The organism is Sphingobacterium sp. MYb388 (assembly GCF_037479535.1).
Taxonomy (GTDB): domain Bacteria; phylum Bacteroidota; class Bacteroidia; order Sphingobacteriales; family Sphingobacteriaceae; genus Sphingobacterium; species Sphingobacterium anhuiense.
In genome coordinates this window covers 63,050-88,050 of record NZ_JBBGYV010000002.1, presented here as the reverse complement: position 1 = coordinate 88,050, position 25,001 = coordinate 63,050, and the positions used below count along the sequence as shown (strand labels likewise).

24 protein-coding genes and 2 tRNA genes are annotated in these 25,001 nt (G+C 35.3%); 24 read left to right on the top strand and 2 right to left on the bottom strand.

Annotated elements, in window-relative coordinates:
- The first annotated feature begins 9 nt into the window (after positions 1-9).
- The 21 genes from rpsB to WH188_RS06250 all read left to right on the top strand — a co-directional run bounded on the left by rpsB (position 10) and on the right by WH188_RS06250 (position 20,970).
- Positions 10-807, top strand: coding sequence for a 30S ribosomal protein S2 (gene rpsB / locus WH188_RS06350; protein ID WP_021188574.1), 798 nt, complete (start codon positions 10-12; stop codon positions 805-807).
- Positions 808-1,000: 193 nt separating this feature from the next.
- Complete coding sequence (gene tsf, locus WH188_RS06345) at positions 1,001-1,837, top strand: translation elongation factor Ts (RefSeq protein WP_021188573.1); 837 nt, start codon at positions 1,001-1,003, stop codon at positions 1,835-1,837.
- A 235-nt stretch (positions 1,838-2,072) separates the two neighbouring features.
- Positions 2,073-2,954, top strand: coding sequence for an SDR family oxidoreductase (locus WH188_RS06340; RefSeq protein WP_021188572.1), 882 nt, complete (start codon positions 2,073-2,075; stop codon positions 2,952-2,954).
- 88 nt (positions 2,955-3,042) lie between these two features.
- Positions 3,043-4,599: a serine hydrolase gene (locus tag WH188_RS06335; RefSeq protein ID WP_339423547.1), complete on the top strand. Its 1,557-nt coding sequence runs from the start codon at positions 3,043-3,045 to the stop codon at positions 4,597-4,599.
- Entirely contained in the window at positions 4,583-4,810 is a 228-nt protein-coding gene (locus WH188_RS06330; protein ID WP_021188570.1) for a VF530 family protein, read from the top strand. The genes WH188_RS06335 and WH188_RS06330 overlap by 17 nt, the downstream gene beginning before the upstream one ends.
- A gap of 190 nt (positions 4,811-5,000) precedes the next feature.
- Positions 5,001-5,855 carry an NAD(P)-dependent oxidoreductase gene (locus tag WH188_RS06325; protein WP_132842961.1) on the top strand — a complete coding sequence of 285 codons (855 nt, stop codon included), beginning with the start codon at positions 5,001-5,003 and terminating at the stop codon, positions 5,853-5,855.
- Between the two features lie 8 nt (positions 5,856-5,863).
- Entirely contained in the window at positions 5,864-6,322 is a 459-nt protein-coding gene (locus tag WH188_RS06320; protein ID WP_132842963.1) for an SRPBCC family protein, read from the top strand.
- Positions 6,323-6,340: 18 nt separating this feature from the next.
- Positions 6,341-6,883 (top strand): SRPBCC family protein, encoded by a 543-nt coding sequence (locus tag WH188_RS06315; protein ID WP_168127116.1) that lies wholly within the window; start codon positions 6,341-6,343, stop codon positions 6,881-6,883.
- An 11-nt stretch (positions 6,884-6,894) separates the two neighbouring features.
- Positions 6,895-7,335: a VOC family protein gene (locus tag WH188_RS06310; RefSeq protein ID WP_132770966.1), complete on the top strand. Its 441-nt coding sequence runs from the start codon at positions 6,895-6,897 to the stop codon at positions 7,333-7,335.
- Between the two features lie 61 nt (positions 7,336-7,396).
- Positions 7,397-7,870 carry an OsmC family protein gene (locus tag WH188_RS06305; RefSeq protein WP_168127115.1) on the top strand — a complete coding sequence of 158 codons (474 nt, stop codon included), beginning with the start codon at positions 7,397-7,399 and terminating at the stop codon, positions 7,868-7,870.
- Positions 7,871-7,947: 77 nt separating this feature from the next.
- The gene (locus WH188_RS06300; protein ID WP_168127114.1) at positions 7,948-8,523 is read left to right on the top strand and encodes a pentapeptide repeat-containing protein; all 576 of its coding nucleotides are present in this window, start codon (positions 7,948-7,950) and stop codon (positions 8,521-8,523) included.
- Positions 8,524-8,580: 57 nt separating this feature from the next.
- Complete coding sequence (locus WH188_RS06295) at positions 8,581-8,952, top strand: hypothetical protein (RefSeq protein WP_132842973.1); 372 nt, start codon at positions 8,581-8,583, stop codon at positions 8,950-8,952.
- Between the two features lie 202 nt (positions 8,953-9,154).
- Positions 9,155-9,931 (top strand): ABC transporter ATP-binding protein, encoded by a 777-nt coding sequence (locus WH188_RS06290; RefSeq protein ID WP_132842974.1) that lies wholly within the window; start codon positions 9,155-9,157, stop codon positions 9,929-9,931.
- A gap of 6 nt (positions 9,932-9,937) precedes the next feature.
- Positions 9,938-11,611 carry a hypothetical protein gene (locus WH188_RS06285; RefSeq protein ID WP_168127113.1) on the top strand — a complete coding sequence of 558 codons (1,674 nt, stop codon included), beginning with the start codon at positions 9,938-9,940 and terminating at the stop codon, positions 11,609-11,611.
- 65 nt (positions 11,612-11,676) lie between these two features.
- On the top strand, positions 11,677-12,105 hold the full coding sequence (locus WH188_RS06280; protein WP_168127112.1) for an SRPBCC domain-containing protein: 429 nt from the start codon (positions 11,677-11,679) through the stop codon (positions 12,103-12,105).
- Between the two features lie 366 nt (positions 12,106-12,471).
- Entirely contained in the window at positions 12,472-13,074 is a 603-nt protein-coding gene (locus WH188_RS06275; RefSeq protein ID WP_132770972.1) for a TetR/AcrR family transcriptional regulator, read from the top strand.
- A 92-nt stretch (positions 13,075-13,166) separates the two neighbouring features.
- Positions 13,167-15,920 carry a TonB-dependent receptor gene (locus WH188_RS06270; protein WP_339423546.1) on the top strand — a complete coding sequence of 918 codons (2,754 nt, stop codon included), beginning with the start codon at positions 13,167-13,169 and terminating at the stop codon, positions 15,918-15,920.
- Positions 15,921-15,957: 37 nt separating this feature from the next.
- Complete coding sequence (locus tag WH188_RS06265; RefSeq protein ID WP_168127110.1) at positions 15,958-17,244, top strand: parallel beta-helix domain-containing protein; 1,287 nt, start codon at positions 15,958-15,960, stop codon at positions 17,242-17,244.
- Between the two features lie 2 nt (positions 17,245-17,246).
- A complete protein-coding gene (locus WH188_RS06260) occupies positions 17,247-18,320 on the top strand; it encodes an SO2930 family diheme c-type cytochrome (RefSeq protein WP_168127109.1) in 1,074 nt (357 codons plus the stop codon).
- A gap of 40 nt (positions 18,321-18,360) precedes the next feature.
- Positions 18,361-19,761, top strand: coding sequence for an aldehyde dehydrogenase family protein (locus WH188_RS06255; protein WP_132842988.1), 1,401 nt, complete (start codon positions 18,361-18,363; stop codon positions 19,759-19,761).
- A 108-nt stretch (positions 19,762-19,869) separates the two neighbouring features.
- A complete protein-coding gene (locus WH188_RS06250; protein ID WP_168127108.1) occupies positions 19,870-20,970 on the top strand; it encodes an alpha/beta fold hydrolase in 1,101 nt (366 codons plus the stop codon).
- A 233-nt stretch (positions 20,971-21,203) separates the two neighbouring features.
- On the opposite strand, the gene WH188_RS06245 is transcribed toward WH188_RS06250, so the two are convergent.
- Together WH188_RS06245 and WH188_RS06240 are read right to left on the bottom strand one after the other, a co-directional pair.
- Positions 21,204-21,277: transfer RNA gene (locus tag WH188_RS06245), tRNA-Met, on the bottom strand.
- Positions 21,278-21,581: 304 nt separating this feature from the next.
- A tRNA-Met gene (locus WH188_RS06240) sits at positions 21,582-21,655 on the bottom strand.
- Positions 21,656-21,715: 60 nt separating this feature from the next.
- On the opposite strand from WH188_RS06240, the gene WH188_RS06235 reads away from it, so the two are divergent.
- The 3 genes from WH188_RS06235 to WH188_RS06225 all read left to right on the top strand — a co-directional run bounded on the left by WH188_RS06235 (position 21,716) and on the right by WH188_RS06225 (position 24,952).
- Entirely contained in the window at positions 21,716-22,093 is a 378-nt protein-coding gene (locus WH188_RS06235) for an START-like domain-containing protein (RefSeq protein WP_021192118.1), read from the top strand.
- Between the two features lie 91 nt (positions 22,094-22,184).
- Positions 22,185-23,660, top strand: coding sequence for an LptF/LptG family permease (locus WH188_RS06230; protein WP_031289548.1), 1,476 nt, complete (start codon positions 22,185-22,187; stop codon positions 23,658-23,660).
- 77 nt (positions 23,661-23,737) lie between these two features.
- A complete protein-coding gene (locus tag WH188_RS06225) occupies positions 23,738-24,952 on the top strand; it encodes a bifunctional 3,4-dihydroxy-2-butanone-4-phosphate synthase/GTP cyclohydrolase II (RefSeq protein ID WP_021192116.1) in 1,215 nt (404 codons plus the stop codon).
- Positions 24,953-25,001: the final 49 nt, after the last annotated feature.

The window sequence follows — 25,001 nt, the reverse complement described above, 5'->3', positions numbered from 1 at the left end:
GATCAAAAAATGGCAAGAACAACTTATCAAGACTTATTGGATGCAGGTGTGCACTTTGGTCACCTTACACGTAAATGGGATCCGAAAATGGCTAAGTACATTTTCATGGAACGTAACGGTATCCACATCATTGACTTGAACAAAACGCTTACGAAATTGGAAGAAGCTGCTTCAGCTATCAAACAAATCGTAAAATCAGGTCGTAAGGTTTTATTCGTAGCAACGAAAAAACAAGCAAAAGAAATCATCGCTCAACAAGCGAAAGCAGTTAACATGCCTTTCGTTACAGAAAGATGGTTAGGTGGTATGCTTACAAACTTCACAACAGTTCGTAAGTCCATCAAAAAAATGTCTACTATTGACAAAATGCAAAAAGATGGTACATACGATGTATTATCTAAAAAAGAGAAGTTGATGATTCAACGTGAGCGTATCAAATTAGAGTCTCTATTAGGAGGTATCGCTGATTTGAACCGTTTACCGGCTGCTTTATTCATCATCGATGTGAAAAAAGAACACATCGCTGTTACTGAAGCAATCAAATTGAGCATCCCTACTTTTGCAATGGTTGATACAAACTCTGACCCTTCAAACATTGATTTCCCAATCCCTGCAAATGATGACGCTAGTAAATCTATTAGCTTAATCGCTGGTATCATTGGTCAAGCAATCCAAGAAGGTTTGGACGAGCGCAAACGTGATAAAGAAGACGAAGCAGAAAAAGAAGCAGCTGCAGCTAAGGCTAAAGTTGATACTACTGAAGCTTCAGAAGCTAAACGTCCTCGTAAAGCGAAAGACGGAGAATAATATTTTTTATTCCAAACCGGATAGCGTAGCGTTGGTTTCTGGAAAAGAATTCTTTTCTTAGACTGACCTATCTGTCCGGTTTTTTGGTTTATCATTTCTCGAATAAGAAATGATAAACTTTATATTAGCTTAACAATAGTTATGCTAATATTGTCAAGAAAATAATAAGTCAAAAATTTAAAAAGAATATATCATGTCAGTACAAATTTCTGCATCAGATGTAAACAAGTTGCGTCAACAAACAGGCGCAGGTATGATGGATTGTAAAAAAGCGTTAGTTGAAGCAAACGGTGATTTCGAAGCTGCTGTTGATTACTTACGTAAAAAAGGAGCTAAAGTTGCTGCTAGCCGTCAAGACCGTGATTCTAACGAAGGTGTTATCATTGCTAAAGCTGCAACTGATGGTAAATCAGGTATCGTAGTTGAAGTTAACTGTGAAACTGATTTCGTAGCTAAAAATGCTGACTTCGTGGCTTTCGCTGATTCAGTTGCTGAAGTTGCTTTAGCAAACAAACCTGCTACTTTAGAAGACCTAAAAGCATTAGAAATTGGCGGTACTAAAATTGCTGATTTATTAATCGAGCAAACTGGTAAAATCGGTGAGAAAATTGACGTTTCTAAATACGAAACTGTTTCTGCTGAGAAAGTTGTTGCTTATATCCACGCAAACTACCGTCTAGGTGTATTAGTTGGTTTATCTGCAAATGTTGATGGTGTTGAAGAAGCTGGTAAAGATGTAGCTATGCAAATCGCTGCAATGAACCCTATTGCTATTGATAAAGATGGTGTTGATGCGCATACAATCGAGCGTGAAATTGCTATCGCTAAAGAACAAATCATGGCTGAAGGTAAACCTGCTGAAATGGCAGAAAAAATCGCTGCTGGTAAATTGAACAAATTCTTCAAAGAAACTACTTTGTTGAACCAAGAATTCGTGAAAGATAACTCTAAATCTATCGCTCAATTCTTAGATTCAGTTTCTAAAGGCTTAACTGTTACTGCATTCAAACGTGTTCAATTAGGAGCATAAATGCAAGAGAACATGAGTTAGCTCATGCGTCTTAAACATATAATCATAAAAGGCTTGTCTCAATGAGACAGGCCTTTTGTTCTTTAAATAACTTACTCCCCCTCCCGTATTTCCAACCACCAGGAACAAAGTTTATCAAAGACATTAAAAAGCATATCATAAATAACTCGAAAAGGAAGATTTTTTTTTTGTAAATTGGATGATATAATTGATTACAAACACTAAATAATATCACATGAGTACAACACAAGGAATGCTTCGTGAGGATGCACTAATGGGAAAAAACATATTGATTACCGGAGGTGGAACAGGTCTTGGTAAAGCTATGACCCGATACTTTTTACAATTAGGGGCACAATGCATCATCACGAGTCGAAAAGACGATGTTATCCAACAAACCGCAGCAGAGCTTAGTAAGGAAACTAATGGTAAATGTATAGCAATTGCTTGTGATGTTCGCGATTATGACCAAGTAGAGAAAGTTATTAATTATGGTATTAAACAGCTTGGCTCAATTGACATATTAGTGAATAACGCCGCCGGAAATTTCATCTCGCCGACAGAAAGATTAAGCCACCGTGCATTTGAATCTGTTTTAGGAATTGTACTTCAAGGTACCATAAACTGCACACTGGCACTTGGAAAAATTTGGATTGCAAACAAGGATAAAGATAAAACAGTACTTAATATTGTAACGACCTACGCAAGTACCGGTTCAGGTTATGTCGTACCCTCTGCTTGTGCTAAATCTGGAGTATTAGCGATGACAAGATCGTTAGCAGTTGAGTGGGGACGCAAAGGAATTCGATTAAATGCAATTGCTCCCGGCCCTTTTCATACAACTGGCGCTTTCGACCGCCTCTTTCCAAGTAACCTAAGTGACACCCTCAACCCTGTCAACAGGATACCTCTTGGAAGAACTGGTAACTTACAAGAATTAGCCAATTTGGCTGCATACCTCGTTTCCGACTATTCAGCATACATCAATGGTGATGTGATCACAATCGATGGCGGAGAATGGTTAAAAGGTGCTGGAGAATTTAATGGACTCGATGCCGTTTCAGAGGAACAATGGGACACGGTTGAAAAATTGACCAGAGGAGCAAAAAGTACTTAATACATCCCTTAAAAATTACTGTATTTCTTATATTAAGACTATACAATTGCTGTTTTATTTAGATATTTGAATATAATCTCACAAATGAATGAAAAAAATAGCTTGTATAGCTCTTCTATTTTTTAGCAGCACTTCTTTATTTGCACAGCATATACAAGAAAGTGTCGTAGACTCCATTGTCCAGAAAACATTATCAACCTTTAATGTACCGGGAATAGCCGTGGGTATCGTAAAAGATAACCAGGTAATATTCGCCAAAGGATATGGTATTGCCGACTTAAATAGAATGAATAAGGTCTATGCTTCAACGAACTTTGGAATTGCCTCCAATTCAAAGGCCTTTACAACCACTGCCCTGGCTATTTTAGTAGATGAAGGTAAATTAAACTGGGATGACCACGTACAAAAATACCTCCCGGAATTCAAGATGTATAATGATTATGTAACTAAAAACTTCACGATTCGTGATCTGCTAACTCACAGAAGTGGTTTGGGACTAGGTGCCGGAGATTTAATGATATGGCCCGATGGACATGACTTTACTCCCGATGACATTATCCATAACATCCAGTATTTAAAACCTACATCCGATTTTCGCACAAAATATGATTATGATAATCTGCTATATATTATAGCTGGAAAAGTTTTAGAAAAAGTATCAGGCCAAAGTTGGCAGACATTTATTCAGGAAAGGATATTTAAACCGTTGGCAATGAATCATTCTGCACCAAATTGGAACATGTTGCAAGATCGCCAAGATGTGATCGCTCCACATGTACCTCTAGATGGTATAAATCATGTCAGTACACGCTATACCAATACCATTTTGGATGCAGCCGGAGGCATATACTCCAATGTGGTCGATCTCAACAAATGGATGATTTTTCACCTCAACAACGGCGAAAATAATGGACATCAGCTGATCACCAAGAAGCAATTAAAAGAATTGATCACACCACAGACAATCATGCCTGTCAGTACTGTTCCTCCTTACAACTCGATATTCAGAGCATATGGCCTTGGCTTTCGTCTGACAGATATGGCGGGTAAATTAGAGGTTTCCCATACGGGTGGATTAGAAGGAATTGTCACACAAATCGTTATGCTTCCACAATTAAAACTGGGCATTGTAGTGCTCACCAATCAGCAAGAAGGTGCAGCATTCAGTGCCATCAGTAATACGATAAAAGATTTTTATTTAGGTATTAACGATCAACACTGGATTACCACCTATCAAACTTCAATTGCCAAAAACAATGCTGAAGCTGATCTCATAACACAGAAAACGTGGCAAATCGTAGAAGAGAATAAAAACATTCAGGACAAATACCGGCAAACAATACCAGGTAAATATCTTGACAACTGGCTTGGAGAAGTATCAATTAAAGCTGAAAATGGACGATTAACGTTCGCTTCAAAACGTTCTCCCCAACTCACTGGTGAACTTTACTATTATCAAGACAGCACGTATGTTGTCAAATGGTACAATCGCTTGATGTATGCAGATGCATTTGTACACTTCACTATTCAAGACAAAGAAATAGCTGGTTTTACAATGAACCCGGTATCACCACAGACAGATTTTAGTTTCGACTTTCAAGATCTAAATATTAAAAAACACACAAACAATGGAACAAAAAAATAACCCACTTCACGGAAAAAGACTGGATACAATACTAGAATATCTAATTGCTTATTTTGAAGGTTGGGAAGGATTAGGTGAACGGATCAATATTCGCTGTTTCAACGAAAACCCCAGTATTAAATCATCGCTAGCTTTTTTAAGAAAAACACCGTGGGCAAGAAAAAAGGTCGAGGAATTATATCTTAAAATTTACGAATACGAAAACAAGTAGTTATCATTAAAGATGATTATTTCTAAGCCTATTCAATTCATTTATAAAAAAGGTTATTTACAAAACTCTTCCGTTAACGAAGCCGTAAATAACCTTTTCTTGTAATCACGCTTATCAAACAAATAATCATCTCTAAAAGTAAAAACCATCTTAAAAAATAGTTGTTATACCTGTTATAAACTTAATACATATGCATCATAAAAATATAGGTTGGATCGGATTGGGAAACATGGGATTTCCAATGGCAAAAAATCTAGAAAATGCAGGATTTCCCCTTTCCGTCTTCAATCGAACCCCAAGTAAATCAGAACCATTCACAGATCTTTCAGAAGTTTATATAAGTGCCATCGAATTAGTCAAAAACTGTGATATTATCTTCACCATGGTTTCGAACGATGCGGCAATAATAGATCTTTATGAAGATATATTTCATCTTGAAGATATATCAGGAAAGATATTTATCGATATGAGTACGATTTCCAAAGACCTTACTTTAACGATAGCACAAAAAATTCAAGAAAAGCAAGCTCGGTTTATGGATGCACCTGTAGCAGGGAGTACTGTGCCTGCTAAAGAAGGAACATTGATTATCATGGCTGGTGGAGAAGAAAAAGACCTGCAAGAAGTATTACCCTATTTAAATAAATTAGGCAAGGCAGTAAAGCATGTTGGACCGGTAGGAAGTGGCATTTCAGCTAAACTGGCTATAAATTATTTTCTCTCTATCATCTATCAGGGCCTTGCCGAAACAGTTTTATTTGCTGAAAAAAGTGGAATTAAAACAGAAGACATGTTAGAAATAATCAATGAAAGTGCCTGTGGAAGTGGAGCCACTAAAGTAAAAACTCCACTCCTATTACAGCAAGATTATCCACCCGCATTTGCATTGGACTTCATGTTAAAAGATCTAAACCTCGCAAAAAAAGAAGGTGTTAACACCCCAATGAATACAGTGCTACTGGAAACGTATCAAAAAGCACATGATGCAGGATTAGGAAAACAGGATGTTATCAGTATTATTAATTATTTAAAACAGATTCAGTAATACCCGTTATGAAAAATCAAATATCTGTAGAAGCTCAAATGTTAATTAGAAAACCTGTTGAACAGGTGTTTCAAGCATTTATAGATCCTGCAATTACTGTGCATTTTTGGTTTACCAAAAGCTCCGGAAAACTAGAAATAGGAAAAACAGTTATTTGGGAATGGGAAATGTATGATGTAAAAAGTACTGCTACAGTACAGGATATCATCACCAATGAAAAAATTACAGTACTATGGGGACCACCCGAAACTTTAGTAGAGTTCAAATTTAAATCACTGTCTCCAGATCGTACGTATGTCACAATCCATCAAAAAGGTTTCCAGCAAACAGGAGATGAATTATTGCAGGTATTAATAGATTCTACCGGAGGATTTACAACAGTACTGGATGGTTGCAAAGCATACCTTGAACACGGTATAAATTTAAATTTAATTGCAGACAAATTTCCCAAAGAAGCGATGTTATAAACTACTAAAACTACCAATATGAAAATTCTAAAGAAAATAGTTATTGTATTGCTTCTCATAGTGGCAGTACTTTTAATAACAGCTCTATTTCTTAAAAAAGATTATGCTGTTAAAAGAGAAATCACCATTAACAAACCAAAACAAGAAGTATTTGATTATATCAAATACCTACGCAATCAAAATAACTTCAGTAAATGGGCAATGATGGATCCTTTGATGACAAAAACATATCAAGGTACAGATGGAACTGTTGGATTTATTTCAGCTTGGGACAGTAAAGCAGATAGTGTAGGAAAAGGGGAGCAGGAAATTGTTAAAATCGAAGACGGTAAAAGAATTGATTTTGAAATTCGATTTATTAAACCATTTGAATCCAAAGATAAGGCTTACATGATCACTGATTCAATATCTCCAACTGCAACAAGAGTAATCTGGGGATTTGATGGACACATGAGCTACCCGATGAATCTCATGCTGCTCTGTATGGATTTTGATAAAATGTTAGGCGGTGATTTAGCGACAGGCTTAGAAAGGTTAAAAACAAAACTAGAAACGGAGTAAATAAAAATACCATGACAACAATCAATCCTTATTTAACATTTGAAGGCAACTGCGAGGAGGCATTTAACTTCTATAAAAATGTTTTCAAGAAAGAATTCCAGTACATAGGTAAATTTGGTGAGATGCCTACAGCTGAGGGACAAACACCGCTATCACCAGAACAGAAAGATAAAATCATGCATGTTTCATTACCCATACACGGAGATAGTATTTTAATGGGTAGCGATAGTATTGATGGTAATTGTGGAAATTATATAAAAGGAACGAATATTACACTATCAATTAACAGTACAGATAAAGAAGAAGCAGATAGGCTCTATGATGTACTTTCAGTCAATGGAATACAGTCTATGAAAATGACTCAAACATTCTGGGGAGCATATTTTGGCATGTTAACAGATCAATTTGGCATTAATTGGATGATCAATGTTGATAATAATACCCCGGAATAGAAAATTATTATATTAATTTTAGAAAGCTGAATGATCAATTCAGCTTTCTAAATACGTTAATATGGCAAAAGAACATCAATACAAGCAAAAAGTAATCTGGACGGGAAATACTGGAAAAGATACCGCTTCCTATAAAGACTATAAACGTGATTTTGAAATCAGCATACCGCACAAAGCAGTAATTGCAGGATCTTCAGATCCTGCTTTTTTAGGTGATCCAACAAAACATAACCCAGAAGATTTATTCCTAAGTTCACTATCAACGTGTCATATGCTTTGGTATTTACACTTTTGTGCCGAATCGGGTATACAAGTAGTACGATATGAAGATCAACCGATAGGTATTCTAACAGAAGAGAAATCTGGGGCTGGTCAATTTACAAAAGTTACACTCCAACCAACCGTCTGGATCAGAAATCCAGAATTGATGACACTTGCCACAGAATTACATACTAAGGCCAATGCATATTGTTTTATTGCAAAATCAATTCGGGTTCCTGTTCATCATGAACCCATTATTCTCATAGCTCTGTAGCATCTTATGAACTGATAAAAATAAATAAAGAGGACTATTTATAACATATTCCTAAATTAAAATTTCTATTTTTGGATATGACCGCAGCATATTACGAAGGAGAAAAAATAACTTTCATCGATTATAAAAAAAATAACTTTGAACAAGCAGAATACGATAATTGCCGTTTCGAAAACTGCGACTTTTCAAACAATAAATTAAACAATAGCATTTTTGCAGATTGTACATTTATAGATTGTAATTTCTCATTAGCCGAATTATCCGGAACAACATTCCAACAAGTCCGATTTAAAAACTGTAAACTATTAGGCTTACAATTTCAGCAATGCAACCGCTTCGGTTTATCTTTTACTTTTGAAAACTGCAATATCGATCATGCTTCATTTTATCAATTGAAGCTAAAAAAAACAACCTTTAGAAGTTGCCAATTACGGGAAGTAGATTTTTCTGAAGCAGATCTAACAGGGTCATCTTTCCAAAATTGTGATCTAAATCAAGCAATATTTGATCAGACCAATTTGGAGCAGGTCGATTTTCGAGATGCACAAAATCTGATGCTATCACCGAATAAAAACAAATTAAAAAAAGCAAAGTTTTCACTCCTAAGTCTGCCGGGCCTACTTAGCGAATATGATATCAGAATCGAGTCTTAATTTTAAACTTTTCTAGTGTTCTTTTGTTCTCTTTATATATAGAAAGGAGAATTTAAAATGTCTAAAAAGAAAATCGCGAATGAAGATGAACTTCAAAATTCAAACGCAGACCAATTAGCTTACGATCCAGATAAACAATCATTTTCATTAGATGTGGAAGATAGCGACCCTGATTACGATCACCCAAGTGATTATGATACTGTCGCTGAAGGGGCTGCAGATGACGATTCAACTTACGACAATTCAAACCCCTACGTTGGAGATGAATATGCAGATTTAGACGAACTCATCGAAGACGATCTCGAAGAAGGTGGAATGCGGATAGAAGGAGAAGTAAAATTAAAGCCAATAGATAAGAAACTAGCCGAAACACCGGAAGATTTACGCGATGATTTAGATGAGGAAGGCTATCCCATTAATTATGATTAAGGGATCTAGCGTAAATTTCTAGAAACATATACAAATGAATATACCACAGATTCATTTTAGAAATGGATATCGTTAAATACTCTCTATAATACGATATCCAAATCTTAATTTCTTAAACCATTTTAATCAAATATTTCTTTCTCCATAAATTAGTATCATTACCCTTTCAAATTTTATATCTTTAGCTCAGAATAATTTATTTATGGATGTGAGCAAACCAATTATCCGAATTTCAAATCTTAGAAAATCATACGGATCAAAAGAAATATTAAAGGGCATAAATCTTGATATTTATCCCGGTCAAGTAATCGGTTATATTGGCCCCAATGGTGCCGGTAAATCCACTACAGTTAAAATACTTACTGGTCTGATCAATGATTTTGAAGGAGAAGTTTTTATTAATGATATAGATATTAAAGAAGATCCGCTTACCGTAAAAAGTCAAATCGGTTATGTACCAGAAAATGCAGAACTATATGATGTATTGACGCCTATGGAATACCTTGATTTTGTAGGTAAATTATATGGTATGGAAGATACATTAATTCAACAAAGGGCACAACAATTACTTAAAGCTTTTGGTCTTGAAGAAAATTTAAATAACAGGATGGATACATTTTCTAAAGGTATGCGCCAAAAAGTATTATTAATTTCAGGTATAATACATAATCCCCAAATTATAATTTTAGATGAACCATTATCCGGATTAGATGCTAATGCTGTTATTATTGTAAAAGAATTGATTTCCCTTTTGGCTAAAGAAGGTAAAACAATATTTTACTGCTCGCACATGATGGACGTTGTCGAAAAAGTATCCGATCGCATTATGTTAATCTCAGAAGGTAATATTATAGCTGATGGAAGTTTCGAGCAATTAAAAACGAACCAATCGGATACGTTGGAACAAATTTTCTCAAAACTCACAGGAAAAGAAGATGGAAACATAGATGCATCACATATTATTTCAGCAATTCGATAAAATAATATGCAGAAATTAACATTAAAATTCATTTTGCTTTTCAGCAAATTATGGACAAGCATAGGTATCGATGTTGCCCAATTAAGGATAATAATTGAAACAAAATTAACAATAGATGATCGTCGTCCTTTAGCCTCGTTCACGAAGAATCAAAATAAGAAACCAGCTAAAAATTCAACCTGGTTTCAATTTTTTATTTTCTCCCTTATGGGGCTCATGTTCTTATCATTTGTTATTATCATCCCCGATAAATTCTTAGCGACATCATTATTCTTAACATTTATATTATCCATATTATCATTATCGCTGATAACAGACTTCTCAACAATTCTGCTTGATAACAAGGACCAATATATCATTTTACCAAGACCAGTGAATGATAAAACAGTTGCTTTTTCAAGAATATTATACATGCTAATAAAGATTTCTACGCAATTACTGCCCATAACATTACCGGCATTAATCTATGTATTTATCAGTTGGAATATTTTTGCGGCATCGATGTTTCTTATTCAAATTGTAATAGCAGCTTTAATAGCGGTTTTCTTTGTCAATATTTTCTATTCCTTATGTCTACGTTTTCTGTCTATTCAAAAATTTAAAGATACAATCAGTTACATCCAGATATTCTTTTCCATTTTTATTTTTCTAGGTTATCAAATTGGCCCTAGAGTAATGCAAAGTTTTACAGAAGGAGAAAACAGTATTTATCATCTTAAATTACTATGGATTTCTCCAGGAACATGGATCGCATCTTTTCAAGCCATGCTAGTTAAAGATTTCAGTGGTTTGACACTTATTTTTGCTTCTCTTAGCATCATTTTACTTATTGTGGCCATTTTAGGGTCATCACAATTATTTTCGAAAGATTTTAATAATAAAATAGCACAGTTAGCTATCGGAGACAGCCCAGTTAAAAAAGAAGAACTATCACAAGAAGGGAAAATTTCGTTTTATAAAAAAATAGAAAAAATATTCACAAATACACCATTGGAAAAAGCTGGGTTTTCTATCATTTGGTTGATAACTTCACGTTCTAGAGAATTTAAAATGCAACTGTATCCCACAATGGCTTACTTACCGATCTACTTCATCTTTCTATTTCTGCAGGGGAAAAATAATACATTGGCTGAACAAATTGACCGTGTGAATACATCAGGACTTTATATTATGATTTTCTATCTATCGCTTTTTACAGTATTAACTGTTTTCCAACTAATCACTAAAAGTGAAAAATACAAAGCGGCATGGATCTATTACGCAGCCCCTATTCAACAAACAGGAGAATTAATGTCAGGAGTTTTAAAATCAGCATTCTTAAAATATTTTGTTCCCTTCAATTTAATTTTTCTAATCATTTGTGTCCCCCTTTTTGGTGCACATGTGACCAATGATATTCTGCTAGCAACAGCCATAGGAGGTATAGAAAGTGTTCTTGTTATGTTATTCCTAGTCAAATCTTTTCCCTTTTCACAATCTATAGAAAACGGAAAAAGTAGAACAATCATCAACCTGTTTATATTAGGACTTTTAGCATTAGTAGGTTACTTACATATCGTTATTCACGAATACGAAATTATAATTTGGGTGATTACCATTATAGCGTGGATTATATTTTTAATCATGATTAAATATCTGAAAAAAGAAAATTGGAAAAGTCTAGCTTTTGATGATAATTAACAGGAAATTTCAACCTGATAAAAATATTAATTACCTTTATACTAATTCCTTATAAATTACAAATTATGTCAACAATTACAGTCAGTGCCGATATAAATGCCCCCTTAGAATATGTGTGGAAACTATTTATCAAACCAGAGCATATTATTCACTGGAATGCTGCAAGCGATGATTGGGAAACAACAAGCGCAACCAATGATTTGCGAAATGGAGGTCGATTCAGTTTTCACATGGCCGCAAAGGATAAAAGTTTTGATTTTAATTTTGAAGGACAATATGATGAAGTGAGGCCCCTTAGGCACATAGCATATACGCTTGGAGACAACCGAAAGGTAAGTACTACATTTTTTGAAAACAAAAACGTGGTAACAATCGTTCAGAGTTTTGATAGCGAAACCTCACATTCCGAAGAACAACAACACTCGGGGTGGCAGGCCATCCTCAATAATTTTAAAAAATACGTTGAAACACAATTTCAGCAAAAAGATGCTTAACCCTAATTAAGCATAAAAGAATTACGGGGGCTATGGCCCCCGTAATTCTTTTATTATTCAAAACATCCTATCTTGGATCCTGATTAACTTCAACAAATAACCACGTAGCTTAAATCTATAGATCCTGAATAACATTACTCTATTCTTTCACTCCTTATTAAGGATACTCATGTGTACTAATCTTAATTAACCATCATCTTTTCTATTTTGATAAAGAAAAAATAAAGATGATCATCAATAAAAAACTATTAATACCTTAATTTTATTAAGTTTAAAAAATTAAAACAGGTTATTTTCAACTTTTCAAACTTTTTAATAAAATGTTTGGAAAATTGAATTTGTATTTATAACTTTAGTCTAAGCAATATGAGTAAGAAAGAAGAAGTAAAGAAAAAAATTGGTAAATCAGCAATGGAATGTTTTGCGAAATTCGGTTTGGACAAAACAACCCTTGAAGACATTGCCAAAGCTGTTGGTCTCAATAAAACATCATTATACTATTACTATAAAAGCAAAGAAGATATATTCATTGAGGTAGCACTAGAAGAAGGCGAAAACTATATTCATTCGCTACAAAGTGCTACGGTTGAGAAAGAAGGAATTGAAAATAGAACAGCATTTTATCTCGAATCACGATTCAATTATTATAAAAATGTATTGAACATGAATCGTGTTTCGGTAGAATCAATGGGTAAGTTACTTCCGCGATTCTTCGAGCTATATGATGCCTTGATGATTCGAGAAAAAGCATTCCTCACACAGCTATTGGAAGAAGCAGTTAAAGAGGAAGAATTGGAATTAAAAGATCCAAAAAATACAGCTTCCGTATTGATCAATTTTTCCAATGCACTAAAACACAGTGTGGAACAGCAGGCTATACTAAAACAAGAGCCTGAAATTGATTATTCGCAAAGTCTGCAAGATACCAAATTTTTAGTGTCTTTGATTTTTAAAGGAATTAAAAAGTAGCCGCAATGTAGTATTCGATAGAAACTAGAGAAAGGGTAAAAGCTATTTTTGATATTTTTTAATGTTGTTGCTAAAACTAACCAATTATAAATATGAAAAAGGTCCTTTTACTCAATCTGATCCTTTATCTCTGTATGCCCGGCACAGTCCTCGCGCAGAGCTTTATTAAAGGAAGCATTAAAAACAGTACCACCAATGAAGCCGCATACGCAATCTCGATTCGCGTTAAAAATGGCACCGATGGCACCTATAGTGACGATCGGGGTAGGTTTCAATTGAAAACCTCTAAATCACTTCCGATTACATTATTGATTTCCTCAATAGGTTATGAACCTCAAGAATTCATCGTAGAAAGTTTTTCAACTCCATTAGAACTACTTTTAAAACCAGCTCAGATTCTTGGTCAAGAAGTCGTCGTCTCGGCAAGCAGAACAGTACAAAATAAACTGTCGTCTCCAGTTACCATCGAACAGATCAGTGCCAAAGATGTCGTTAACTCCCCGCAACTCAATTACATGGATATGATGCAAGGACTAAAAGGAGTAGATGTAACTGTCTCTAGTCTGGGATTTACCAGTGTAACAACTAGAGGTTTCAATACAAGCGGTAATACTAATTTCACCCAAATCGTAGATGGTATGGACAACCAGGCACCTGGGTTAAATTTCCCGCTCGGCTCCGCAATTGGTCTAACTCAGCTCGATGTGGATAATATTGAACTTCTTTCAGGAGCATCCTCTGCATTATATGGTTCAAGGGGATTAAATGGAACCATGGTTATGACAGGTAAAGATCCATTCAAATACCAAGGAATTAGCGTGTTAATCACTCAAGGGGTCAATCACATCAATAATAAGAAAAAAAATGACCCCGTATCGCCTTCTCCCTATTACGATTGGACAATTCGTTTCGCCAAAAAAATAAATGATAAAATCGCCTTCAAAATAAATACACAATATACTCAGGCTAAAGATTGGGTCGCCAATGATGCTAGCAATAAAAATGGACCAGGAACCAGCCTAACTGATCCCAACTACAATGGCGTAAATTTTTACGGAGGCTCTACCTCCACCGATATTTCGCCCTTTCTACAGGCGGCTCTTGCCGGAAATCCGGATCTAGCCCCTATTATAGAACCACTACTGAGCAAACCCAACTATGTTGCTCGTACCGGATATCCAGAATATGGATACTTAGACAATACCGCCAAACTTTTTAAAATAAATGGAGAATTACGTTATAAGATAAGCCCAAAAATAGAAGCCATAGCATCAGGAACTTTCGGCACTGGAAATATCGTTTACACCAATGATACCCGATATCAACTAAAAGGTTTCAAAGTAGGACAGTACAGACTGGAATTAAAAAGCGACAACTGGTTTGTCCGAACCTATACTACCCAAGAAAATTCTGGCCGTACACTAGTAGCAGGACCTACAGCACAATACATTAATGAGTCTTGGAAAACAAGCTATGATGGAGAAGCCGGTGGTTGGTATCCTGAGTATACATACCAGTTGATCAATTCACTTGCCGGAGGAGCAGCACTCAATGATGCACACTTAGCTGCGCGATCATTTGCAGATCAGGGACGAGCAGAGTTAGGCACTCCGCTATTCAATCGACTTAGAGATAGTATCACAAGTACACCTATTTCAGAAGGGGGCACACTCTTTCTTGATCGTAGTAAATTATACAATACCGAAGCCCAATACAACTTCAGTAATCAAATCAAATTTATGACTGTGATTGCCGGAGTCAATTGGCGTTTATATAATTTAAACAGTAAAAACACCCTATTTCCTGATAAAGATAAACCCATAAATGTAAATGAATATAGTGCATACGTGCAAATGGCTAAAAAAGTAGCTGAAGAACGATTGAACATAGCAGCTTCATTTAGATATGATAAAAACACGCTGTTCTCCTCACCAAAAGTTACATCACGGGCGTCCCTGGTTTTCGAAGCAATGAACCAAAATTTCATTCGCTTCTCCTACCAAAATGCCTATAGCTTTCCTTCCAATATACAAGCCTTGCAAAATACTTTAAATGGATACAACAGCTATTCATCTGGAGGTTCATCACGCTTACTAAACGATAATTATCAATTTGACAAGTACCCACCATATGTCTATGAAAGTGTACTCAAGTTTCAAGAAACAGGTGATCCAGGTGTACTTAAAAAATTTCAATATGACGACATCAAACCGCAATCAGTAAATGCTTTTGAATTGGGTTATGCTGCCTTATTGGGCAATAGATTTATGATTGATATCCTAGGATATTTCTCCACTTGGAAGAATTTCATTGGCTATGCCAATGTAGTAAACACACCAGGGACTGATGATGTTAACGCCTTAAAAAATCACAGCACTTACATACAGTATAACATTGCTTTTAATGGAGGTGAGACAGTAAATACCTATGGTTATGCCGCCAGTCTAAGTGTTGACATGGGATATAACTTTTTGGGTAAAATTAATTACTATTCCGACTACCTGAAAAATAAAAATGATAGTCAGATCAATAATTTTAATACACCAAATTATCATATCAATATGGAATTTGGAAACAGTGGCTTTGGTAAAAAACAAGTTTGGTCATTCAATACCAGTTTACGGTACAAACCCGGATATCATTATGTCGTATCGGGAGGATTAGCTTCGGGAGAAGTACCAAGTTCTGCAGTAATAGATGCACAAATTAGCTATAAGTTGATCAAAGCACGCTCAGGAATTCGTCTCGGTGCAACTAACATAACCAATAAATACTATTCAACTGGAATCGCAAATCCCAGAATTGGAGCAGTATATTATGTCACCTATGCTTATAATATATTATAACCAACCCTAACCTTTAAACTTATAAACCATAACCATTATGAAACAATCATTTTATCTAAAGCTTACTTTACTATTTATGATAGTAGGAATGATAAGCTCCTGTAAAGGAACAAAAGAACAGCAGGACAACTATGCTAATATCTTGACTTTTAAACCTGGCGAAGAAGCAAAGATTGAAGAGGCATTCTTATCAATAAAAGACAGTACAAGTATTTTACTTCAGGCAGGTAATTACAAATTTGACAATTTAAGTATCGTACAGGTCAAACATATTTTAATTCATGGAGAAGGCCATGATAAAACGGTCCTCAATTTTTCCAGTCAAACGCAAGGCGGAGAAGGTATCCGAGTTACCGATGTCAAAGGATTTACTATCGAGAACATGACCATTCGTGACTCTAAAGGTGATTTGTTAAAAATCAGCAATAGTAGTGATGTGAAAGTTGCAAATTTACATGCGCTATGGAGTCAAGCAGATTCGACAAGTGGAGGCTATGCGATTTATCCTGTGCTCTGCAAAAATGTCCTTGTTGAAAATTGCTATACAGAAGGTTCTTCAGATGCAGGAATCTATGTAGGCCAAACAGACGGCGCAATTGTTCGCAATTGTAAGGCAGCCAAAAATGTGGCCGGATGTGAAATTGAAAATACGTCAAATGCAGAAGTATATAATAATGAATTTTATAACAATACAGCAGGGTTTCTAATTTTTGATTTGCCAGACTTATCGAAAAGGGGTGGTAAAGTAAAAGTTTATAACAACAACATTTATGACAACAATTTTAGAAATTTTGCCAAAAGCGGAAGTTTTGGGACCTCTTGGGGAGTAGGAAATGCTTCGCCCGGAAGTGGTATTATCATCCTGGCAGCTTCAGATATTGAAATCTACGACAATAAAATTACTGGAAACAATACCGCAGCAATTACAATTGCATCAGGCTTTGCAACAGATGACAAAGCTGCAGAAAAAATTAATGCCAACTATTCTCCTATTTCCAAAAACATTAAAATACACAGCAATAAACTTGAAATGGGACCAGAATTTCCAAAACCCGCATTCGAACATCGAATTGGACAAGTATTAGTTGCAACTCAAGAACAACTAAATAAATTGGACCCTAATCGCAAATTTAAAAGAATTCCATTAATCGTATATGACGGTTTCAGTAGTAATGTATTAACAAAAGGAACAGCATTAAATCCAGATTCTATCTGCATCAATCAACCTGAAGAAAATCTATTTGTAAACGCTGACTTCCAAAATGCTGCAAAGCCGGAAAACTGGAAACCAAATACGGATAGTGCACCATTTCAATGTAAATGATCATGCAAAAGTCTTACCTTTTAACCATAAGCATCTTGCTCGGCACATTCCTAATTTTGCTCATGCATCAAGGATGCAATAACACAAATAAAGCAAAATCCGATAATAGTAGTGAAGGGTTTACATTTAAGGAAAAACTTTCAGATTACGGATTTTTTAAAGGAAACCTTAAAAATTTAGAACCAGTAAAAGGCGTTACCAGATATGATTTAAGTACACCCTTATTTACAGACTATGCTATAAAAGATCGATTTATTGTACTTCCGCACGGAAAGCAGATCAACTATAGGGCTAGTGGCCCCTTAGAATTTCCAGATTCAAGCATTATCATCAAAAATTTTGCTTATACTAATGAGGCGCACCAAAAGATCATGATTGAAACCCGGTTATTAGTGAAAGATCCCAAAACTAAAAAATGGATAGTCATGAATTACCTTTGGAATAAAGAACAGACCGGTGCCATTAGACACATTACAGGAGCTAAAGTACCGATTACTTTACTTGATGAAAATGGGAATAAACATGTCACTAATTATATGGTTCCAAATACAAATGATTGCAAAAGGTGTCATACTAACAACGGTACACTAACACCAATAGGTCCAAAAGCAAGAAATTTGAACTTTATTCCTAAAGATCAAATGAACAACCAGCTAACAAAATGGACTTTAGAAGGTAAACTCGTTGGCTTACCCGAAATTTCAAAAGTATCACAGTTACCAGTATGGACAGATAATAAACATTACAGTTTAGAGAAGCGGGCACGTGCATATTTAGATATTAATTGTGCACATTGTCATACAAAAGGTGGCGATGCATTTAATACTGGTCTATTTTTGGATTATGAAGAAAATAATCCAAATCATTTAGGCATAAAAAAAGCACCCGTTTCAGCTGGTGGAGGAGCTGGAGGATTAGATTTTGATATCATTCCCGGAAATCCAACGCAGTCTATTCTACTACATCGCATGAATAGTGTAGAACCTGGAACAGCAATGCCAGAACTCGCGCGTACCATCATTCATAAAGAAGGAGTTGCATTGATCCGAGAATGGATACAGCAATTGCCACAATAAAAATAACTTTTGAAGCATAGCTTATAAACATACTTGACTAATGACAGATCATATCCTAACCATTTTTGAACTTCAGCAAAAAAACAAAGCTGTACTCCAATGGAGTACAGCACAACAACGTATATTAAAATTACGTCGATTAAAAACTGCAATTGAAGAATTTGAAGAACAGATCTACGATGCATTACAGACTGATCTAAGAAAAAGTAAATTTGAGTCCGCCCTTACGGAAGTATTTTTCGCACTCAGTGAAATTGATTTTGCCATCAAGAATTTAAAACAATGGATGAAGCCAAAAAGGGTCCGCAGGACATTGACAAGTATATTGGCAACAAATCGCATATATCAGCAACCAAGAGGCGTATGTCTAATCATTGCACCGTGGAACTATCCATTTCAACTGATTATGAGTCCATTAATATCTGCAATTGCAGCTGGAAACTGCATCATATTAAAACCTTCAGAAATCAGCTCTGCAACGAGTAATGTCATCACGCAATTAATTAAAAATACTTTTCAAGAAGAGGACATAGCTTGCTTCGAAGGAGATCGTGCTATTTCAGAATTCCTACTTCAGCTTCCTTTTGATCACATATTCTTTACAGGAAGTACTACGGTAGGAAAAGCTGTTATGCAGGCAGCTTCCAAAAATCTAAGTACCGTTACACTCGAATTAGGAGGAAAATCACCAGTCATCATTGACGAAACCGCCGATATAAAAGATGCTGCTTCAAAAATTGCTTGGGGCAAGCTCATCAATGCAGGTCAGACCTGCATTGCACCTGATCATGTATTTATACAAAGATCCAAACTTGAAGAGTTTATACAGCAGTACAAAGAAGCTGTTACCCGTCAGTTTTTTAATGACCAACAGCAACTGGATATGGCACAATATAGTAAGATCATCAATCGACAACATGCCGAAAGATTAGTAGGATTGATCACTGATGCTGTAGACAATGGGGCCTACATAGCTTGGGGAGGAGAAGTACTGTGGCCCGAATTGACCATTTATCCTACCCTCCTATCTCATGTACCGCTAGACAGCAAAATTATGCAGGAAGAAATCTTTGGCCCAATACTCCCCGTTATTCCCTATGACGATCTAGAGATGCCATTAAATATCATCAATAGCAAGAGTAAACCTTTGGCCCTATACATTTTCAGTAAAAATAAACTTACCGTAAAACGCTTGTTAAAAAGCACGAGTTCAGGTGGCGCGTGTATAAATGATGTTGTCATCCATGTATCTAACCCAAACCTTCCTTTTGGTGGCGTAAATGGTAGCGGAATGGGAAGTTGTCATGGCATTTTCGGCTTTAAAACATTTTCACATGAAAGGTCAGTAGCTTTTCAATCAGCATTCAACATGTCGCAACTTATCTATCCTCCTTATACAAAAAAAGAATGGGTGATGAAATTACTTCGAAAATTTATGTAAGGATAAGAATATTCACTTATTTTTTTACGAGCTGATTATACACTATCTTTAACAGTCAAAATTAGCTTTGATTCCTGTATGTTAAACTTCTTAAAATCAAAAATTACAATGGTACCCACAAAGTGCCATAAATCAATTCATGTCCTTTTCCATTTCATTTTACTAATCGGCTGCTTATCATGTACAGCCTCGCTTGCTCAAGAAATAGATAAAACTCAACTTAAACTTCATTATGAATCTGCTACAAAACAGTTCAATACTTATGAGCAAAAACATCGCAGGACTACAAAGACTAAAAATGTAAATTTATCCTATCTCCAATGGGGCGACAATCAAAATAAAACTAAAGTGCTAATATGGCTCCATGGCAGTCTAAGTAACGCTTACGAATTTGCTCCTTTTGCATTAGACCTTGTCAAAATCGGTTACCGTATTATTTCAATAGATCAATATAATGCCGGAAAAACTCCTCTGCCACCATTTGATGCTTCATTCGATGATCTCTGTATTGACATCAAATCATTAATGGACACTTTACAAATTCAACATGCTGTTATAGGAGGATTTTCCCGTGGAGGCTACCTAGCAACAAATTTTTATAAACTGTTTCCTACATATGTCGCAGGTTTAATACTGGAGGATGGCGGATCAGTAGCCTTTAATACCAGCTACTTCAAGTTGAATAAAAGACAATTAGAACAAAAATTACAAGAAGTCAATCTCCCTGCTGACATAGAAGAAAAGTATTTCGGCTTTTATAACGATCAATTTGCTGCCTATAAAAGCCTTTATGATGACAGCAATAAATCAGATCAATTTGAAATCTTAAGTTTTTTGAAACCGCTAGATCAAAAATGGATCACCTACCGCGGACAACAAGAATACTATCATATGCGAGACAGTCTACAGATGTCAGAAGCAATATTCGGCAATCCCAATGTCAGTAAATATGCTTCCTCCATTATAAAAATAGCTCCATTTGAAATATTTAAACAAGTAGACATTCCTGTACTCATACTAGATGCAATTTCAGTTCACGATCCTATGCCTGTTGATGCAGAAAACAAAATACTTGCTGAAAAGCATTCCAACTTCATCAAACATATTGCTTTTGAAAATGTGGATCACAATATTCATTTCGCATATCCTGAGCAATTTCTAAAAGTTATTACTAAATTCTTAAACGAAGTAAAATTAACTACAGACTGAACTAACAGTGGTAAAGAGCATGAAACTAGAATAGGATCCGGAAATATACTACTACCGCTTGCAAGATCATTGTACAAATGGTATTCCCGGCTGTAGTGCACCGCCAGTCATTCCCAATTTAAACTGTTTTGATATGATAGCATTTTTTCAGTAACAATAATGAAGTAGACATCATATCGCTAAGTTTATGGCATAAAAAAAGGAGACAACTAATATATAGTGTCTCCTTTAAGTAGCGGGGAGCAGGATCGAACTGCCGACCTCAGGGTTATGAATCCTGCGCTCTAACCATCTGAGCTACCCCGCCGTTTTTCGGTATGCAAATATAGCAATAACCCTTCAAATAAAAAGCTTTTTTTTATTTTTTTTCACTGTTTTAGCGCCTTAGCGTACAAAAAAAACGCAATTACTTTATAATGAAACAAATAGTAACCATAAAAAAAACAAATGTGAGAACATAAAATATCAGCAGCTTAAGCATGCAATATTTTTAATTTTTAAAATCGAAAAGTTTTTTGTAAAATAATTGCAAAGACAAAATAAATATGTATTATTACAATAATATATATAAGTATAACCAATGCACAGTTAGAAAGTATGTTAGAGTTTTGTAGCGGGGAGCAGAATCGAACTGCCGACCTCAGGGTTATGAATCCTGCGCTCTAACCATCTGAGCTACCCCGCCGTTTTTGGGAATGCAAATATAGATTTTTTTAAGTAAATAAAAAATAAATATTCATATAATATGGCTGAAAAAATAAAATTGAACTTAGAATATATAGTAAATTCTTCACCTAGGATTTTATTCCCCTATTTACAGGAGCCAAATGCCTTATCACAATGGTTTGCCGATGATGTCAATTACCGCGAATCTATTTATGAATTTATTTGGGATGATGAAGGTCAAAAAGCCAAAATTGTAAATGTTAAAGAAAACAAACTAATCCGCTATAAATGGCTTGAGGACGAGCCTTATTACTTTGAACTAGAAATTGATCAGGACGAATTAACAAATGATGTAGCACTCCGCATTACTGATTTTGCAAAAGAAGAAGATGTAGAAAATCGCAAAATGATCTGGAATAATTCAATTGAGTATCTCCAAAGTGTAATTGGAGGATAAAAAAGTATATCTTTGCATCTTAATAAGGTCTATTAAATAGATCTCTAAAGCTTCAAAAAAAACATAGCTTTAGAAAGGAACATATGATCGGATGAAAAAGATTTATTTACTTATTCTTAAATCCTTTATAAAGCCATTTTTCGTCACTTTTTGTATTGTGATGTTTGTGCTTTTAATGCTTTTCTTATTTAAATACATAGATGATTTAATAGGTAAAGGTTTTGAATGGTATGTCATACTGAAACTAATCGGCTATCAATGTGCGGTTCAGATCTCTATGGCTATGCCGCTTTCTATGTTATTGTCATCCATTATGACTTTTGGTAATCTTGGAGAGAGTTACGAACTAGTTGCCATCAAAGCAGCAGGAGTTTCACTCAGAAGAGCCATGACTCCTTTATTCATTTTAGTAGGTTTTTTCAGTTTAAGCTCATTTCTCTTTTCGGATTACATTTTACCTATCGTAAATTTAAAGATGGGGTCATTATTATATGATGTCCGTAATAAAAAAGCTGATTTTTTAATAAAACCTGGTATTTTCAATAATACTATTCCAGGTTATTCAATACGAGCAAAAGGTAAAAATGAAAATGGTACAATCCTGTACGATTTGATGATTTACGATAATCAAGGTGGAAATGCTGGCAATACGGTTTTAATCGCTAAAGAAGGATTTATTTATAATTCTCCTGATAATAGCTATATGATCTTAAAACTTAAAGACGGTATTCGCTATGAAGATGCACGCGTAAAAAGTTCTAAAAGCTACGATCCCCGTCAGCAGTTCACGAGATTTAAATTTAAAGAAACTGAGCAAAAATTTGATATGGAATGGAATAAGATGCAGCGAACAGATGAAAATTTGTTTAAGAGCCATCACGCCATGTTAAACTTAAAACAGTTAAAAGTGTATACCGATTCTAATAAAATGAAATTAGACAGTCTTAAGCACTCTCTCTCGCTGACTGTAGATAATCGTTTTAATCTATATTCTCCATATTTTAATACCCAAGAAGGGGGCAAAAAGATAAAACCTGCTTCGGTAAAACCGTTTAATAATTTATTAGAAGATCTTGTTCTTCCCGAACAGCGTGCACAAATTACAGGAAATGCGTTGAGTCAGTTAAACTACATGAAAGACGATTTGAGTAACAAATTACCTGATTACAAAGATTTAAATGGCAAAGACATCCGGTACCGCATTGAGTTTCATCGGAAATTTACATTAGCTGTCTCATGTCTTTTATTATTTGCTATTGGTGCGCCTTTAGGAGCTATTATTCGTAAAGGTGGACTTGGTCTACCTGTTATCATGGCTATTATATTCTTTCTTATTTACCACATTATTTCTACCGTAGCAGAGAAATCAGCAAAGGATGGTGCAATTTCACCTATTTTAGGGATGTGGATGGCCATTATCATATTATCGCCATTAGCTGGATTTTTAACGTATAAATCAACCACTGACTCGGCCTTATTTGATATTGATCAGTACAAAATAAAAGCTGAAGCTGGATTGAATTGGATTAAAAGTAAGATTGGTAAAAAGAAGGCAAAATTGCAATAATAAGCTCATTTTGACTTGCACATTATAATTAAAAGAGAATACTACACTACCTTTGTATAAATACATTTAAGATATCAATGGATTTCAAATTAAACACGATTGAAGAAGCAATCGAAGATATAAAAGCTGGCAAAGTGATCATCGTAGTGGATGATGAAGACCGCGAAAATGAAGGTGATTTTGTTACAGCAGCCAGAAATGCAACACCGGAAGTGATCAACTTCATGGCAACTCACGGAAGAGGGTTAGTCTGTGCACCTTTAACAAAAGAGCGTTGTGATGAATTGAATTTAGAATTAATGGTAGGTAAAAATACCGCTGTTTATGAGACTAACTTCACTGTTTCAGTTGACTTACAAGGTTACGGTTGTACAACAGGAATTTCTGCATCAGATCGTTCAAAAACGATCAAAGCACTTATTGATCCTAATATTGACCCTGTTGAGCTTGGCCGTCCAGGACATATTTTTCCACTAATTGCAAAAGATGGTGGTGTTTTACGTCGTACAGGACACACAGAAGCTACTGTAGATCTAGCTCGCCTTGCTGGTTTCGAACCTGCAGGTGTATTGGTCGAAATTTTAAAAGAAGATGGTGAAATGGCTAGACTTCCGGAATTAATGGAAGTAGCAAAGCGCTTTGATTTAAAAATTGTAAGTATTGAAGACCTAATCGAATATCGTCTTAAACATGATTCACTTATCGTCGAAGAAGTTCAAGTGGATATGCCAACAGCATTTGGTGATTTCAAATTGAAAGCTTACACCCAAAAAGATACAGGAGAACATCATCTCGCGCTTTATAAAGGGGAATGGACAGAAGATGAACCAATTCTAGTACGCGTACATAGCTCTTGTCTTACAGGTGACATCTTTGGCTCATGCCGTTGTGACTGTGGTCCACAGTTACACAAAGCAATGGAAATGATCCAAAAAGAAGGTAAAGGGGTTATTGTGTATATGAATCAAGAAGGTCGTGGAATAGGCCTTGTTAATAAATTACAAGCCTATAAACTGCAAGAAAATGGAGTTGATACTGTTGATGCTAATACACAATTAGGTTTCAAAGCCGATTTACGCGATTATGGAATCGGAGCACAAATCTTACGCAATCTAGGAGTAACAAAAATGCGTTTAATGTCTAACAATCCTGCAAAAAGAGCTGGATTAGTAGGTTATGGATTAGAAATCGTGGATAATGTTGCTATAGAAATCAAATCAAATCCTTATAACGAGCAATATTTAAAAACTAAAAGAGATCGAATGGGACATACCATTATGAAGAATCTTTAATCATACTTGTAAAAGGGAGTTCGGAAGTTCTCCCTTTTTATTTATAATT